At 72.8% G+C, this 15196-nt stretch carries 17 protein-coding genes; 12 read left to right on the top strand and 5 right to left on the bottom strand.

Features of this window, described 5'->3' with window-relative positions; all coding sequences use genetic code 11:
* Positions 1–82 precede the first annotated feature (82 nt).
* Positions 83–1273: a pyridoxal phosphate-dependent aminotransferase gene (locus tag ACFY6U_RS47310; protein WP_390048654.1), complete on the bottom strand. Its 1191-nt coding sequence runs from the start codon at positions 1271–1273 to the stop codon at positions 83–85.
* A 140-nt stretch (positions 1274–1413) separates the two neighbouring features.
* Between ACFY6U_RS47310 and ACFY6U_RS47305 the strand changes: the two genes are divergently transcribed.
* The 8 genes from ACFY6U_RS47305 to ACFY6U_RS47270 all read left to right on the top strand — a co-directional run bounded on the left by ACFY6U_RS47305 (position 1414) and on the right by ACFY6U_RS47270 (position 9427).
* Complete coding sequence (locus ACFY6U_RS47305) at positions 1414–1713, top strand: hypothetical protein (RefSeq protein WP_351486957.1); 300 nt, start codon at positions 1414–1416, stop codon at positions 1711–1713.
* A 331-nt stretch (positions 1714–2044) separates the two neighbouring features.
* Positions 2045–2575, top strand: a complete 531-nt coding sequence (locus ACFY6U_RS47300) for a DUF2617 family protein (protein ID WP_390048652.1) — start codon at positions 2045–2047, stop codon at positions 2573–2575.
* 85 nt (positions 2576–2660) lie between these two features.
* Entirely contained in the window at positions 2661–4319 is a 1659-nt protein-coding gene (locus ACFY6U_RS47295; RefSeq protein WP_390048650.1) for a polyamine aminopropyltransferase, read from the top strand.
* A gap of 63 nt (positions 4320–4382) precedes the next feature.
* Positions 4383–5108, top strand: a complete 726-nt coding sequence (locus ACFY6U_RS47290) for an SRPBCC family protein (RefSeq protein ID WP_390048648.1) — start codon at positions 4383–4385, stop codon at positions 5106–5108.
* A gap of 238 nt (positions 5109–5346) precedes the next feature.
* Complete coding sequence (locus ACFY6U_RS47285; RefSeq protein WP_390048646.1) at positions 5347–6135, top strand: aldose 1-epimerase; 789 nt, start codon at positions 5347–5349, stop codon at positions 6133–6135.
* Between the two features lie 10 nt (positions 6136–6145).
* Positions 6146–6694, top strand: a complete 549-nt coding sequence (pyrE, locus tag ACFY6U_RS47280) for an orotate phosphoribosyltransferase (RefSeq protein WP_390048644.1) — start codon at positions 6146–6148, stop codon at positions 6692–6694.
* A 161-nt stretch (positions 6695–6855) separates the two neighbouring features.
* On the top strand, positions 6856–7878 hold the full coding sequence (fbaA, locus tag ACFY6U_RS47275; RefSeq protein ID WP_294005675.1) for a class II fructose-bisphosphate aldolase: 1023 nt from the start codon (positions 6856–6858) through the stop codon (positions 7876–7878).
* A 73-nt stretch (positions 7879–7951) separates the two neighbouring features.
* The gene (locus tag ACFY6U_RS47270; RefSeq protein WP_390048642.1) at positions 7952–9427 is read left to right on the top strand and encodes an MFS transporter; all 1476 of its coding nucleotides are present in this window, start codon (positions 7952–7954) and stop codon (positions 9425–9427) included.
* A 128-nt stretch (positions 9428–9555) separates the two neighbouring features.
* Here the strand turns inward: ACFY6U_RS47270 and ACFY6U_RS47265 are convergent, their stop codons facing one another.
* Genes ACFY6U_RS47265 through ACFY6U_RS47255 form a run of 3 tightly spaced genes read right to left on the bottom strand, consistent with a single transcriptional unit; the run spans position 9556 to position 11749 of the window.
* Positions 9556–10233 carry a hypothetical protein gene (locus ACFY6U_RS47265; RefSeq protein ID WP_390048640.1) on the bottom strand — a complete coding sequence of 226 codons (678 nt, stop codon included), beginning with the start codon at positions 10231–10233 and terminating at the stop codon, positions 9556–9558.
* A complete protein-coding gene (locus ACFY6U_RS47260) occupies positions 10230–11222 on the bottom strand; it encodes a metallophosphoesterase family protein (RefSeq protein WP_390048638.1) in 993 nt (330 codons plus the stop codon). Before ACFY6U_RS47260 ends, ACFY6U_RS47265 begins: the two co-directional genes overlap by 4 nt.
* Positions 11219–11749 carry a plastocyanin/azurin family copper-binding protein gene (locus ACFY6U_RS47255; RefSeq protein WP_390048636.1) on the bottom strand — a complete coding sequence of 177 codons (531 nt, stop codon included), beginning with the start codon at positions 11747–11749 and terminating at the stop codon, positions 11219–11221. Before ACFY6U_RS47255 ends, ACFY6U_RS47260 begins: the two co-directional genes overlap by 4 nt.
* Positions 11750–11923: 174 nt before the next feature.
* On the opposite strand from ACFY6U_RS47255, the gene ACFY6U_RS47250 reads away from it, so the two are divergent.
* The 4 genes from ACFY6U_RS47250 (at position 11924) to ACFY6U_RS47235 (ending at position 14599) form a co-directional block, all read left to right on the top strand.
* Positions 11924–12526 (top strand): sigma-70 family RNA polymerase sigma factor, encoded by a 603-nt coding sequence (locus ACFY6U_RS47250; protein WP_390048634.1) that lies wholly within the window; start codon positions 11924–11926, stop codon positions 12524–12526.
* A gap of 25 nt (positions 12527–12551) precedes the next feature.
* Positions 12552–13337: a zf-HC2 domain-containing protein gene (locus tag ACFY6U_RS47245; protein ID WP_390048632.1), complete on the top strand. Its 786-nt coding sequence runs from the start codon at positions 12552–12554 to the stop codon at positions 13335–13337.
* Between the two features lie 246 nt (positions 13338–13583).
* Positions 13584–14012, top strand: coding sequence for an ATP-binding protein (locus ACFY6U_RS47240; RefSeq protein WP_390048630.1), 429 nt, complete (start codon positions 13584–13586; stop codon positions 14010–14012).
* Positions 14009–14599: a hypothetical protein gene (locus ACFY6U_RS47235; protein WP_390048628.1), complete on the top strand. Its 591-nt coding sequence runs from the start codon at positions 14009–14011 to the stop codon at positions 14597–14599. Before ACFY6U_RS47240 ends, ACFY6U_RS47235 begins: the two co-directional genes overlap by 4 nt.
* Before the next feature lie 11 nt (positions 14600–14610).
* Here the strand turns inward: ACFY6U_RS47235 and ACFY6U_RS47230 are convergent, their stop codons facing one another.
* The gene (locus ACFY6U_RS47230; RefSeq protein WP_294005701.1) at positions 14611–15030 is read right to left on the bottom strand and encodes a DUF3151 domain-containing protein; all 420 of its coding nucleotides are present in this window, start codon (positions 15028–15030) and stop codon (positions 14611–14613) included.
* Positions 15031–15196: the final 166 nt, after the last annotated feature.

Below are 15196 nucleotides of genomic sequence, written 5' to 3'. Positions count from 1 at the left end.
CGGGGCTGGTCGACCTCGAACCAGGCTGCCCGCAGGCCGTTCCCGAGCAGGTCGCGCTTGCGGCGGGGGCCGCTGTCGGCTGTTACCCGGCCAGAGTCTTGAGCCGGGTGGCGGCCTCCTCCAGCACCCCCGCCCGCTTGCAGAAGGCGAACCGTACGAACGGCGCCCCCGCCTCCCGGTGGTCGTAGAAGACCGCGTTCGGGATGGCGACGACCCCCGCCCGCTCCGGCAGGGAACGGCAGAAGGCGAACCCGTCGGTCTCGCCGAGCGGGCGGATGTCGGTGGTGATGAAGTACGTGCCGGCGGTGTCGTAGACCTCGAAACCCGCGTCCGTCAGTCCCGCCGCGAGGATGTCCCGCTTGGTCTGCATGTCCCGGCGGAACGCCTCGAAGTACGCGTCCGGGAGCGCGAGGGCCTCCGCGACCGCGTACTGGAAGGGGCCCGAGGCGACGTACGTCAGGAACTGCTTCGCCGAGCGCACCGCCGTGACCAGTTCCGGCGTCGCCGTCACCCAGCCGACCTTCCAGCCGGTGAAGGAGAAGGTCTTGCCGGCCGAGCCGATGGTGACCGTGCGTCCGCGCATGCCGGGGAGGGTGGCGAGGGGCACGTGTTCCGCCGCGTCGTAGACCAGGTGCTCGTACACCTCGTCGGTCACCACCAGCAGGTCCCGCTCCACCGCCAGCTCCGCGATCGCGGTGAGCTCGGCGCGGGTGAGGACCGTGCCGGTCGGGTTGTGCGGGGTGTTGACCAGCAGGAGGCGGGTGCGCGTGGTGACGGCGGCGCGCAGCTCGTCGAGATCGAGGCGGAAGGCGCCGGCGTCGGGGCGCAGGGTGACCGGGACCCGGGTGCCGCCCGCCATCGCGATGCTCGCCGCGTAGGAGTCGTAGTACGGCTCCAGGGCGACCACCTCGTCCCCGGGCTCCACCAGCGCCAGCAGGGCGGCGGCGATCGCCTCCGTGGCGCCCGCCGTCACCAGCACCTCGGCGTCCGGGTCGTACGACAGCCCGTACCGGCGCTGCTGGTGTGCCGCGATCGCGGTGCGCAGTTCGGGGACGCCCGGCCCCGGCGGGTACTGGTTGCCGCGCCCCTCGCGCAGGGCGCGCACGGCGGCCTCCCTGACCTCCTCGGGACCGTCGGTGTCCGGGAAGCCCTGCCCCAGGTTGATGGAGCCGGTGCGCAGGGCGAGGGCGGACATCTCGGCGAAGATCGTGGTGCCGAACTCGGCCAGCCGGCGGTTCAGGAGCGGGCGTGCGCTGGAGGTCATGCCGGTCATCCTGCGCCCAAGCTCTGGAGTTCCTCAACTCTGCTTTGGCTGGTGAGGCGGCCGGGCATCCCCCGGGCACGCCGCGTTCTCGCGGCGGCCGGGGCGCCCACGGGGGGTCGCCTTCGGGGGAACGGAAAGAAGGTGACGCCATGGGCACCGTCTTCATCGTGGTGGTGGCCGCGGTCATCTGCCTCGCGATCGTCGCGTCGGCGGTCCGCAGGGGCGCACGGGGCAAGGGGGCGTACCGCGGGGGCGGGTCCTCCTCCTACGACAGCTCCGGCAGCTGGTGGGCCGGGGACTCGGGGTCGTCGTCCTCGCACGGGGGTCATCACGGGGGTCATCACGGCGGTGGCCACTCCTGCGGCGGCGGGCACTCCTCGTGCGGCGGCGGGTCCTCCTGCGGCGGTGGCTCGTCGTGCGGCGGCGGGGGCTGCGGCGGGGGCAACTGAGCGGCCGCGCAGGCGGCGGGGGACCGGGGCGTCCGGGCGGCGAGCGGGGGAGCTCTCGCCGGGCGCCCCGGCGTACGCCAGGAGCGGTGGGGCGCACCACTTGGTTGAACAGTTGAGCTGTGGAGCCCTCTGAGGGATGGAAACCCCACGAAGTTGGGTAAAAACGCTGTGGCGGCGCCACAGTTCATGATTCCCTCTAAATCACCAAAGCAGCGCCTCGGACGTCCTGACGACACCCTCCCCGGCTGGGCCGGCCGGGCCGATCTCCCGGTGTCGACCGAGGTGCGCCGGACCACACTCCTCCCCTTTTGCGTGTTAGCGGAGCCGATCCATGCTCACGACCCTGAACACCACCTACACCGATACGCGCGCGGCCGACCTCGCCTGGGCCCTGGGACGCGAGCCACTGCCCGCCCTGGCCACCCTCGACCTGGAACTGACCGGGGCGAAGCTGCAGTTGAGACTGCTCGGCGCGTCCCACCAGGTGCTCCTGGAGGAGGAGCGCGGCGGCTGTTCGGAGACGGTGGCGTGCATCCCGGGGTCCAGTACCCCCCTGCCGCTCGGAGTCGCCAAGCGCAACGGCGACTGGGAGTACGAGTTCGCGGCCCGCGTCGAGGTGCTGTCACCGGGCTCCTTCGCGGGCCGTGCCCAGGAGTTGCTGGCCCTCGTCTCCGAGCACCCGCACGGCCTCGCCGGGGTCTTCCCGGGCAGCCCGCACGCGTTCACGGCGATGCTGGCCCAGCGCCACGAGGGCCAGGTGCACTGGTGGACCTGGCACGCCTACCCGCAGGACGGCCAGCTGGTGGCGACCCGGACGAGGGTCGGCGTACGGGTGACGGCGTCCCGCCCCGTGGCCGGATGACATAAACCAACAGGGCGTCAAAGGGCCGCGAGTTCCACACGTGTGGGTGACGAAGCGTACCGAGCGAGTGACGTAACGTCGCAGAGTGATCGATCCGCACGCACCGGCCCCTCCCGGCGCACCGCCGTCCTGGGCCGCCCCCGCGCCGCTGCCCGTGCGGCCGGGGACGGGCCGCTTCCTGGTGCTGGCATGCGTGTTCGTCTGCGCGGCCTGCGGATTGGTGTACGAACTCGAACTCGTCGCCCTCGCCTCGTACCTGATCGGCGACTCGGTCACCCAGGCCTCCGTCGTGCTGTCCGTGATGGTCTTCGCGATGGGCGTCGGCTCACTCGCCGCGAAGCGGCTGCGCTGGCACGCGGCGGCCGGGTTCGCCGCGGTGGAGGCCGCGCTGGCGCTGGTCGGCGGCTGCAGCGCCATGGCGTTGTACGCCGTCTTCGCCTGGACCGGCGGCTGGGGCGGACTGTGGGCCGCCGGCCCGCGCTGCCTGCTGGTCGCCTTCTCCCTCGCCATCGGTCTGCTGATCGGCGCCGAGGTGCCGCTGCTGATGGAGCTCATCCAGCGCATCCGCCGCCAGGACGCGGGCGGCGCGGTGGCCGACCTGTTCGCCGCCGACTACGTGGGCGCGTTGGCCGGCGGCCTGGCCTTCCCGTTCCTCCTGCTGCCCTTCCTCGGCCAGCTGACGGGCACCCTGCTCACCGGCACCGTCAACGTCGTCGCCGGGGGCGCCCTGGTCCTCGGCCTGTTCCGCCGCGACCTCTCCCGCCGGGCCCGCTGGACCCTCCTCGTCGCGGGCGTCACCGTCCTCGGCCTCCTCGCCTCCGCGGCCGTCCTCGTCGGCGACTTCGAACGGGCCGCACGGCACGCCGTCTACGGCGCGGACGTCCGGGTCGCCCTGCAGACAGACGTCCAGGAGATCGTCCTCACCGGCGGCACCCACGGCCGCCCCCTCGACCTCTTCCTGGACGGCCGGCTGCGGGTCGGCGGCCGCGACGAACGCCGGTACCACGAAGCCCTCGTCCACCCCGCGATGACCGGCCCGCACGCGCGCGTGCTGATCCTCGGCGGCGGCGACGGCATGGCCCCGCGCGAGGTGCTGCGGCACCGCGGCGTCGACCGCGTCGACATCGTCGAACTCGACGCGGGCCTGGTCCGCCTCGCCCGCCACGACCCCGCCCTCGCCGCGCTCAACGGCCACGCCTACGACGACCCGCACGTGCACGTGGTCACCGCCGACGCCTTCCACTGGCTGCGCGAGGCGCCCCGCTCCGGCCACTCCGGTCACTCCGGTCACTCCGGTTACGACGTCGTCATCGCCGACCTGCCCGATCCCGGTATCACCGCCAGCACCAAGCTGTACTCCCAGGAGTTCTACGGCCTCGTCCGCCGCGTCCTCGCCCCGGGCGGCCGCCTGGTCGTCCACGCCGGACCGGTCCAGGCCCGCCCCCGCGAGTTCTGGACGGTCGCCGCGACCCTGCGGGCGGCGGGCCTCGCCACGACGCCCTACCGGGTCCTCGGCCAGGACGCCGGCTTCACCCCGGGCCCCGACCGCTCGGCGGGCGAGTCCAGGGCCCCGCACGACTGGGGCTTCCTCCTCGCGACGGCGGGTTCCCACGGGCCGCCGCTGCGCCTCCCGGCCGACGGTCCACGGCTGCGGACGCTCACGGAAGGGGGACTGGAGCGGGACGCGCTGCAGACGCCGGCGGCCGGGCTGCCGCCGTCGACGCTTGTGCACCCGCGGTACTGAACGGACCCGGCCGGTGCGCCGGGGAGGGTGTGCCGGACGGACTCCTGGGTAGGCTCAGTCGGCATGGAGCACCAGGTGTACGTCCCGGCCCCGGCCTCGCGGCTCAGGGAGGCGCTGGCCGACCCCGCGCGGGTCGCCCGGGCGGTCCCCGGCCTCCAGCAGGACGCGGGCGCCGACCCCGGCACCGGCCGCCTCAAGGTCCGCATCGGCAGTCACTCGATCACCTACCGGGGCTCCCTGCGCGTGAGCGCCCACGACGACGGTTCCTACGCGGTCGACGGTGACGCCACCGAGGCCCGCGGCACCGGCACGGTGAAGCTGGCGCTGACGTTCCGCCTCGCGGAGACGGGCGAGGGGTGCACGGTCACGGTGACCGGTACGGCCTCCGCGGACGGGAGGGTCGCCGAGCTGTCGGCGGAGGCGGTCCAGGCGGCGGCGACGAGGCTGCTGGGCCGCTTCGCGGAGGGGCTGGGGGAGGCGGCGGCGCCTGCCGCCGAACCGCCCTCGGTCTTCGAGACGGAGGTCCCGCCCCCGTCCCTCGCACCGGAGCCGGAGCCGGTGGTGGAGCCGCTCCCCGAGATCTTCGCCGAGGCGGCGCACGCGCGCCGGACGATGATCGGCCGCAGCGCGGAGGAGGTCGACCACGCGCCGCCCCGGGGCCGCTACGCGCCGGTCCCGGCACCCCAGACGGTGGCAGGAGCCTCCGCCCTCCGCTGGGCCGCCCCGGCAGCGGCACTGGCGCTCGCATCGGCGATCGTGGTGACGAGAGCGCTGCGGCGCCGCCGTTGACGGGGCCCGGGGGTGGGGACACTCACCGGCGCCGGCAGAGTGCCGCCCGCGCCCACCCGTGCCGCCCTGGGGGCACCTGGCGAAGCTGCCCGCAGCTGGGTATGCAGGACGCGGCTGAACAGCGCCCCGTCAGGGGCGCTGGGGGTACCCCCGGCCGAAGGCCGGGGGAGGAACTGCGCGAGCAACCCCCACGCACCCGCAGCCGAAGCACAAGGCGCGCCCCCACTACTCTCATCCCGTGAGTAACGAAGACATCACGCTGACCGCAGGCGACGCCACCCTCCGCCTGCACCCCGGCAACGGCGGCCGGATCGCCGGTCTCGAAGTCGGGTCCCTCGAACTCCTCCGCCAGGGCGACCGATTCGGCTGCTTCCCGATGGTGCCGTGGTGCGGCCGGATCCGCGACGGCCGCTTCCTCGACGGCGCGACCGTCGTCCAGATGCCCCTCAACTCCCCGCCGCACGCCATCCACGGCACCGCCCGTGACGGTGCCTGGCGCACCGCGCGGGTCTCGGCGACCGAGGCCGTCATCACGCGCGAACTCGGCTCCCCCTGGCCGCACCCCGCCCGCGTCACCCACGTCGTACAGCTCGCCGAGGACTCGCTGACGCTGACGATGTCCGTGGAGACGTACGACGACTCCTTCCCGGCGCAGATCGGCTGGCACCCCTGGTTCAACCGGAACCTCGGCGGCCAGGACGCCCAGGTGGACTTCGCCCCCGCCTGGCAGGAGGAGCGCGGCGCGGACCACCTGCCCACCGGCAACCGCATCGACCCGAAGCCCGGCCCCTGGGACGACTGCTTCGGCATGCCCGACGGCGTCGACGTCACCCTGACCTGGCCGGGGCAGCTGCAGTTGCAGGTCACCAGCCGCGAGCAGTGGGTCGTCGTCTACGACGAGCAGGCGGAGGCCGTCTGCGTGGAGCCGCAGACCGGACCGCCCAACGGGCTGAACACGCTCCCCCGGCTCGTCACACCCCTGGAGCCGCTGGAAGCCGCGACCACCTGGAGGTGGACGCGCCTCTAAGCTGGTCGGCATGACGGACGTACGCGCTGAGCTGCTGCAACAGATCAAGGACAAGGCCGTGGTGCACGGCAGGGTGACCCTGTCGTCGGGCAAGGAGGCCGACTACTACATCGACCTTCGCCGGATCACGCTGGACGGCCAGGCCGCCCCGCTGGTCGGTCAGGTCATGCTCGACCTGACCGCCGAGCTGGACTTCGAGGCCGTCGGCGGGCTCACCCTGGGCGCCGACCCGGTGGCCACCGCGATGCTGCACGCCGCCCACGCGCGCGGAAGGACGCTGGACGCCTTCGTGGTGCGCAAGGCAGGCAAGGCGCACGGCCTGCAGCGCCGTATCGAGGGCGCGGAGGTCAAGGGCCGCCGCGTCCTCGCCGTCGAGGACACCTCCACCACCGGCGGCTCTGTGCTGACCGCCGTGGAGGCGCTGCGCGAGGCCGGCGCCGAGGTCGTCGCCGTCGCGACGATCGTGGACCGGGCGACGGGCGCGGCCGAGGCGGTCGCGGACCAGGCCGGCGTGCCGTACCTGTTCGCCTTCTCGAAGGATGAACTGGGGCTGGACTGACACCCCGGTTGACGAGTGGGATTGACCCGGATTTGACCGACGCCCGGAGCATCGGTTCATGTCTGGAAAGATGGGGACGACGATGACGTCGCCCCCAAGGTCTAGGTCAGGGCCGTAAGAAAAAAGCAGTACGCCGACCCGCACACTCAAGGAGCGGACAGATGCCCATCGCAACCCCCGAGGTCTACAACGAGATGCTCGACCGGGCGAAGGCAGGCAAGTTCGCCTACCCGGCCATCAACGTCACCTCGACCCAGACCCTGCACGCGGCGCTGCGCGGCTTCGCGGAGGCGGAGAGCGACGGCATCGTCCAGATCTCGACCGGCGGCGCCGAGTTCCTGGGCGGTCAGTACAAGAAGGACATGGTCACCGGCTCGGTCGCGCTCGCCGAGTTCGCGCACATCGTCGCCGAGAAGTACCCGGTGAACATCGCGCTGCACACGGACCACTGCCCGAAGGACAAGCTCGACGGCTACGTACGCCCGCTGCTCGCGATCTCCGAGGAGCGGGTGAAGAACGGCCGCAACCCGCTCTTCCAGTCGCACATGTGGGACGGCTCTGCCGAGACCCTCGCCGACAACCTGGCCATCGCCCAGGAGCTCCTGGAGCAGGCCCGCCGCGCCAACATCATCCTCGAGGTCGAGATCACCCCGACCGGTGGCGAGGAGGACGGCGTCTCCCACGAGATCAACGACTCCCTCTACACCACGGTCGACGACGCGATCCGCACCGCCGAGGCCCTGGGCCTGGGCGAGAAGGGCCGCTACCTGCTCGCCGCGTCCTTCGGCAACGTGCACGGCGTGTACAAGCCGGGCAACGTCGTGCTCCGCCCCGACCTGCTGAAGGAGCTGAGCGACGGCGTGGCCGCCAAGTTCGGCAAGCAGTCGCCGTTCGACTTCGTCTTCCACGGCGGCTCCGGCTCCACCGAGCAGGAGATCCTGACCGCGCTGGAGAACGGCGTCGTGAAGATGAACCTGGACACGGACACCCAGTACGCCTTCACCCGTCCGGTCGCCGACCACATGTTCAAGAACTACGACGGCGTCCTGAAGGTCGACGGCGAGGTCGGCTCCAAGAAGACCTACGACCCGCGCACCTGGGGCAAGCTGGCCGAGGCCGGCATGGCCGCGCGCGTCGTCGAGGCCACGCAGAACCTGCGCTCGGCGGGCAACAAGATCAAGTAGTCCGTATCACGGTCCGGACCCGGCGGCTGTCTTCCTCTGTCGACAGCGCCGGGTCCGCTGTATATCTGGACCCATGCCCGACGTCCGGCTGGCCTCCTCACAGGGCAAGTGGATCCTGCTCACCACCGTCCTCGGCTCCAGCATGGCGATGCTGGACTCGACGGTCGTCAACGTCGCCCTGCCCCGCATCGGGGAGGACCTGGACGCGAGCCTGTCCGCGCTCCAGTGGACGATCAACGCGTACATGCTGACGCTGGCCGGCCTGATCCTGCTCGGCGGCTCGCTGGGCGACCAGTACGGCCGCCGGAAGATCTTCGTGATCGGGGTCGTCTGGTTCGCGGCCGCGTCCCTGATGTGCGGCCTGGCCCCGACCGACGCCGTACTGATCGCCGCCCGCGCCCTCCAGGGCGTCGGCGGCGCCCTCCTCACCCCCGGCTCCCTCGCCCTCATCCAGGCCTCCTTCCACCCCGACGACCGGGCCCGCGCGGTCGGCCTGTGGTCCGGCTTCGGCGGCATCGGCGCGGCTGTGGGGCCCTTCCTCGGCGGCTGGCTGGTGGACGGCCCGGGCTGGCGCTGGGTCTTCCTCCTCAACGTCCCACTGGCGCTGCTCTGCGTCCCGATCGCCCTGCGCCACGTCCCGGAGTCCTCTGGGGGCACCTCCCGCTCGAGCGAAGCCGAGAGTGGAGGAGAGCGCAGCCACGGCCGTTTCGACGTCCTCGGCGCGGTCCTCGGCGCCGTCGCCCTCGGCCTGGTGACGTACGCGCTGATCGAGGCCGGGACCCTGGCCCTGCTCGCCGTGGCGGGCGTCGCGGCCGGCGTGGCCTTCGTGTACGTCGAGAAGCGCCGCCAGGACCCGATGCTCCCGCTGGACATCTTCGGCTCCCGCCAGTTCACGGCGCTCAACATCGTCACCCTGTGCGTGTACGGCGCGTTCGGCGGCTATTTCTTCCTCACCGCGCTCCAACTCCAGGTGGTGGCGGGCTACTCGGCGCTGGCCGCCGGCACGGCGCTGCTGCCGACGACCGCCCTGATGCTGCTCTTCTCGGCCCGCTCGGGTGCCCTGGCCGACCGCATCGGCCCCCGCATCCCCCTCACGGTGGGCCCGCTGCTCTGCGCCGCCGCGATGCTCCTGATGCTGCGCGTCGGCGAGCACGCGCACTACCTGACCGACGTCCTCCCGGCGGTCCTGGTGCAGGGCGTCGGCATGGTCACCCTGGTGGCCCCCCTCACCGCCTCCGTCCTCGCCTCCGTGGACACGGCCCGGGCGGGCATCGCCAGCGGCATCAACAACGCGGCGGCCCGTGCCGCCAGCCTGATCGCGGTGGCGGCGCTGCCGCTGCTCGCCGGGATGGGCCCGGAGGCGTACCGGTCGCCCTCGGCGTTCGACGCGGCGTTCGACCGGGCCATGCCCATCTGCGCCGGTGTCCTGGTGGTCGGCGCGGCCCTGGCCTTCGCCCTGGTCCGCAGGCCGGCACCGGGCTGCGTACGCCCGGAATGCCGTACCCACGGGAACGTGACGTCGCCGCCGATCGAGGCGAAGGCCCCCTAGACGCTCCGCTGGAGGTGCCGCAGAGGCCGTCTGCCGACTGCGGCGCCGTCGTGGCTGGTCGCGCAGTTTCTCCCCCAGCCTTCGGCCGGGGGTACCCCCAGCGCCCCTTCAGGGCGCGGGAGCGGAGGCTACTGCCGACGGCGGAGCAGGGTGGTCCGCAGGTCGTGTTCGGTGATCTGGTCGGCGGGGCGGTGGAGGGTCCAGCGGTGCGTCTCGCCGCCGTCCATCGGCAGTACCTCGACGACGGTTTCCAGCGGTGGGCGGCCGCGTGCGTCGCACCTGAGCTGGCGGATCACGACCGCGGTGTCGTCGTCCAGACCGAGCAGGACGCGCACGGTGTCCCTCAGTTCGCGCAGCCGCGGGCTCGGCCAGGCGCTTCCCGGGCGTGGTTCCAGGCGCCCGGGAGGTGCCTCCGGTCGTCCGGCCGCGGCCAGGGCCAGCTGCCAGGCCGCGAGGAACAGCAGCGTGCCGGTCTCGGCGAGGAGGCTGAGGGCGGCCTGCGGCACGGGCTGCAGACCGTGTTCGGTGAACCCGAACACGCCGACCGTGCGCGAGGCCGCGAAGCCGCCGAGGGCGCCGAGCGCGACGCCGGCCGCGGCGGCCCTCAGCAGCAGGCGTGGCGTCCCTGCTGCCAGCAGGACGGCGAGGGCGAAGGCCGCGCCGGCCTGGAGGAGGAACAGAGGGCCGATGACGTGGACGAAGCGGTATCCGTCGACGTACAGCAGGGCGTGGACGTAACCGCCGGCGGCGAGGGTTGCGGCAGTCGCCCACCGCAGGGCGGGGACGAGGAGTCTTCGGCCGTTCATGCCAGCCTCCGATCCTTGACGGCCAGCTCGCGGTCGCCCTGGCGGTAGCCGACGCTGCGGATGCCGAGTGCGTCCTTGAGCTGCCGGGCGGGGACGACCTGCGGGGTGGGGGCGGGGGCACGGCCCGGTTTCGGCAGGGGGTAGGCGGTGGTGGTGGCGGAGTGGAAGGTGATGTTGCCCTCGGTCTTGGTGAAGAGCTGGTGGACGTGCCCGTTGAGGCAGGTGACGGAGGAGAAGCGGCGCAGCAGGGCGATGACCTTGAGGGCGTCGTCGGTGCTCCAGCCCCACTTCGGGTACATGGCGAACAGCGGGATGTGACTGAAGACCACGACGGGGGTGTCCGAGGGCAGGCCGGCGAGGTCCTTGCGGACGAAGTCGATCTGGTCGTTGCCGAGGTGGCCGAGCTTCTCCAGGCTCAGGGTGTTGACCAGGGCGATGAAGTGCACGCCGTGGGTGTCGAAGCTGTACCAGCCGTCGCCGAGCGTGCCCGTGCCGAAGGTGCGCCGGTAGGCGCGGCCCGCGTCGCCGATGGAGTCGTGCTCACCCGGCACGGTGAAGACCCGGTCCGTCTTCAGCCCGGACATCATCTGCTTGACCTGGTCGAACTGCCCGGCCGTGGACAGGTGGGTCAGGTCGCCGCTGTGCATGACGAAGTCGGGCCTGAATCCGAGCGAGTTGACCTGGTTGACCGCTTCGGTGAAGGAGCCGGCCACGTCCGTGTTCGCCGGGCCCTGGAACCCGATGTGGCTGTCGGAGACCTGCACGAACCGCAGCGTGCCGGTTCCCGCCGTGGTGGTGGCAGCGGCGGCCTCGGCGTCGGTGCCCCGGGAGTCGGCGATGTGGCTGATCACCTCTCCGCTCGCCACGGTCAGCACCACCGCACCGCCGAACCACCCTGCGTGCCGCATGAGTTGACGACGCGTCATGCCGTGTTCGGCAGCGGGCTCATCGGGTTCGCGGTAGGGGTCGTAGGCGTCGTAGGCGGTCATCGGGTCACCTCCACGGTGGCGGTCATGAACGGATGGATGGTGCAGAGGTAGGCATAGGTGCCGGGTTTGGTGAACGTGTAGCTGTAGGTCCCGTGCGTGACCAGGGCGGCGGAACGCAGCGGGCCGCCCGATCCGTTGCTGGTGACGGTGTGGGCGTCGGTGTCCTGGTTGGTCCAGGTCACCGTCGTACCCGCCTTCACCTTCAGCGTGGCCGGAGAGAAGGCGAAGTTCTGGATCGCGACGGCGTCCCCGGTCACCGGCGCGGCCTGCGTGCCCGTGGTCGAGTGACTCGCGGGCATGCTCATGCCGGGCATCGGCGAGGCGCCGGGAGAGAAGCCCGCCCCGTGCCGGCCCGGACCGGGCGTGATGGCGCCGGCTCCGGTGGACGAGGAGTGCGAGGACTGGCCGCATGCGCTGAGGAGCCCCAGCGCGCCGGCGGTGGCGAGGGCGGCGAGGGCCAGCCCGGCCGCAGTGCGCGAGCGTCGGCCCGGCGTGTGGGGGTTCGGGGGGTGGTGTGTCTCGGTCACGTCTGATCCGTCCCTTGCCGTATGGGGGTTCTTGTCCGGCTCCACGGACGGCGACGGCCATACGGTTCGGCATATATACGCTTTTCTGGGATTTCTTCACCGTGATGCGGAGCGCTACCTGTACCGCGCCCTGCGTTACAGGACAAAGAAGTACATGTGCGCGATCATCGACTTATGCCCCGGAGTTTCCGAAAGCGTGAGCAAAGGGTTGAGCCGGATCGCTCCGCGCGCCGTGTATCCGGTAGAGGAACGCTTTCGACCGCGGATGAGGAGCTGCTGCGCACTCTGTACGCGGAGCACGCAGGGCCCCTGTTCCACTACGTGCTGCGACTGACCTCAGGAGACCGGCAATGGGCGGAGGACGTGGTGCAGGAGACGCTGCTGCGGGCGTGGCAGCACCCCGCCGCGTTCGAGCCCGCACGCGGCCCGGCCCGGGCGTGGCTGTGCACGGTCGCCCGGCATGTGGTCATCGACGCCCACCGGGCCCGGCGGGCCAGGCCGGCCGAGGCCGGCGGCGAGGCGCTGGAGCGGGCCGCCGAGCAGACCCCGGGCGAGGACGAGATCGAGCAGGCACTGCAGAGCTGGGCGGTCGCCGACGCCCTCCGGGCGCTGTCCCCGGACCACCGCGCGGTGCTGCTGGAGACCTACTACCGGGGGCGGACCATGGCGGAGGCCGCACAGGTGCTGGGCATCCCGCTGGGCACCGTGAAGTCGCGGACGTACTACGCCCTGCACGCCCTGCGGCTGGCGCTCCAGGAGCGGGGGATCGAGCCGTGACCGTGATGTGCGGGAGGTGGCGACCGTGAGCGCGGAGCACGAGGCCCTCCGGCTGGCGCTGGGTGGATACGTCCTGGGCGCGCTGCCCTCGGCGGAGATGGAACGGATGCGCGTCCACCTCGCGGAGTGCGACGAGTGCCGGACCGAACACGTCCGGCTGGCGGGACTGCCCGCGCTGCTGGCGACGGTGACCGAGGCCGAGGCCGAGGCCGCGGGCCGGACGATTCCGGCGGCCGACGGCGACCTGGCCGACCGGCTGGTGGCCCAGGCGGCCGAGAGCGCGCAGGTCTCCTCGCCCGCGCCGCCGGTGGTGGCGGCACCACCACAGGCGGGTGTGCTGGAGAGCCTGCTGCAGCGGGCCGCGGTCCGGCGGCGGAGGACCTGGCGGCTGCAACTGGCGGGTGCCGCCGCCTCCCTGACGTTCATCGCGGCAGCGGTCGGCGGCACGTGGCTGGCGACGGTCGGATCCGTGACCAGTCAGGCGACGCCGCCCGGGGCGACCGCGCCGACCGCCTGGCGCACGTTCTCCGGAAGCGACCCCGCCACCGGTGTCACCGCCTCGGTGCGGGTCTACCCCTCCGCCTGGGGGAGTGTCCTACAGGTCCACGCCAAGGGGGCGCCTGCCGGAATCACCTGCCGGCTCCAGGCCGTTGGGCCCGGCGGCGCCAGGGCGGACGGCGCCACCTGGCGGGCGGGCGAATACCCTCCCGGCACCACGGTCCCAGGGGCGGTCGCCATGTCCCCGGGGGACATCCAGCACTTCGAGATCCTCGCGGGCGACGGCCAGAAGCTGGTCACCATCCGGGCGTGAGGTGCTGAGACCGATGCCGGTACGGCGTACCGCCAACCAGCCCGTTCCGTAGGTGACTTGCCGTCGGCCACAACGCGACTCGCGAGAATCCCGGCAAAAGGTTCGAACGGCTCGAACCGTCGGGCACCTGCCATCCGTGGAACTGAATGAGCGCATCCAACGCAGGACCGGTACCCCGACCCCCGGCACTGTCGGCGGTCTCCCCCCGTTCCGGTCTCCGCACCTCCACGGAAGAGCCAGAAGACCATGTTCGTGACCGATTCGCCCCGCCCGGGTGCACTGCCCGGCCAGCCCTGCCGCTACCAGGCGCTGCTCACCCTGCCCGCGCAGGAGGCGCATGTCTCCGCCGCCCGTCACTTCGCGGCCGATCTGCTGGAGACCTGGAGCGTGCCCGCGAGCGAGCGGGACTCCGCCGTTCTCATCGTCGACGAACTCGCCGCCAACGCCGCCCAGTACGGCCGCGAGCACATGACCCTGTCGCTCGCCCTCGACCACGGCACGCTGCACATCGTGGTCACCGACTCCGGCACGACGGTGGAGCGCCGTCGCCGCGACGCGGCCCCCGACGAACACGGCCGCGGCACCGGCATCGTCCAGTACCTCGCCCAGTCGACCGAGGTCCACCAGACCGGCGGCGGCCGCGAGGTCCGCGCCTGCCTGAGGTGTCCGGCATGACCGGCCCGGGTGCTCCGGGCGAGCCGCGGCACCGGGTCGCCGTACGACCCCGCGAGTGGGCCCCCGCGACCCACAAGCCGTGCCCCGTCGACGGCTGCCCGCGACCGGCCGGCGTTCCCGCACGGTCCGCGGCGCCTCCATCGGCCCTCGACCACGGCGAGCCCGGCGTCCCCGACGCCCCCGGCCACGACACCGCGCCGTGCCGACGCTGCGGCACCGGCCCCCGCGCCTACGCGGACGCGCCGGATCTGCGCCGCGAGATGCACCGGCTGCTCGCGCTCGGGGCCGAACGCGACGGCCGCCGGGCCGGGCCGGTCACCGGCCCCCCGGTCGACCCGACGGCCGCCGAACGGGCCTGGCTGCTGCGCAGGGCGGCCCTCATGGACCGGATGGCCCTGGGCGGCGCCCCCGGCCCGGCCGTGGCCGCCGCGGAGACCGCCGAGCGACTCGTCCGGTACGACCGCCGTCATCCCGACCTGGTGGCAGGCCCGTACCGTCCCGACACGATCACGCTCGCCCGCAGACGCCGGCTCTACGTCCGCCAGGAGTACGCCGCCTGGACCGCCGCCGGGTGCCCCGGAAGCTGAACCGCCCCCTGCTATCCGTGCAGCTCGGCGTACGCCTCCGCGCTGCTGTCCTTCAGGAACTGCCAGCAGCGCTCGTTCTCGTCCTTCTCGCCGATCTCACCGGCGGCGCGGGCGAGCGCGGCGAGGCAGCGCAGGAAGCCCCGGTTGGCCCGGTGCTCCCAGGGCACGGGGCCGTGCCCCTTCCACCCGGCGCGGCGCAGGGCGTCCAGCCCGCGGTGGTAGCCGGTGCGCGCGTAGGCGTACGACTCGACGACCGCGCCGCGCTCGAACGCCTCGTCGGCGAGCAGCGCCCAGGCCAGCGAGAAGGTCGGGAACTTCGCCGCCACCTCGACGGGAGCCAGCGACTCCTCGCCCAGCAGGCGGTACGCCTCTTCGTTCTCCGGCAGATACGTCGGCTCCGGGCCGCCGAGCAGGTTCGTGTGCGTCGTCATGGCGCAAGTCTGCCACCGCCGACGACCTCACCCGGCGTCCCGTCGCCGCCGGACGGGCGTTCCCGACGGGCGGGCCTTGCCGTATCCGGGTTACGTTGCGGAAGATGCCGGTGGGGACCGGGGCCCCCGTGTCGGCATCGGCAGGGGCGGACCGCTACCCGGAGTA

This window comes from Streptomyces sp. NPDC013157 (assembly GCF_042899865.1).
Classification (GTDB): Bacteria; Actinomycetota; Actinomycetes; order Streptomycetales; family Streptomycetaceae; genus Streptomyces.
This window is presented reverse-complemented; position numbering and strand designations above follow the sequence as displayed.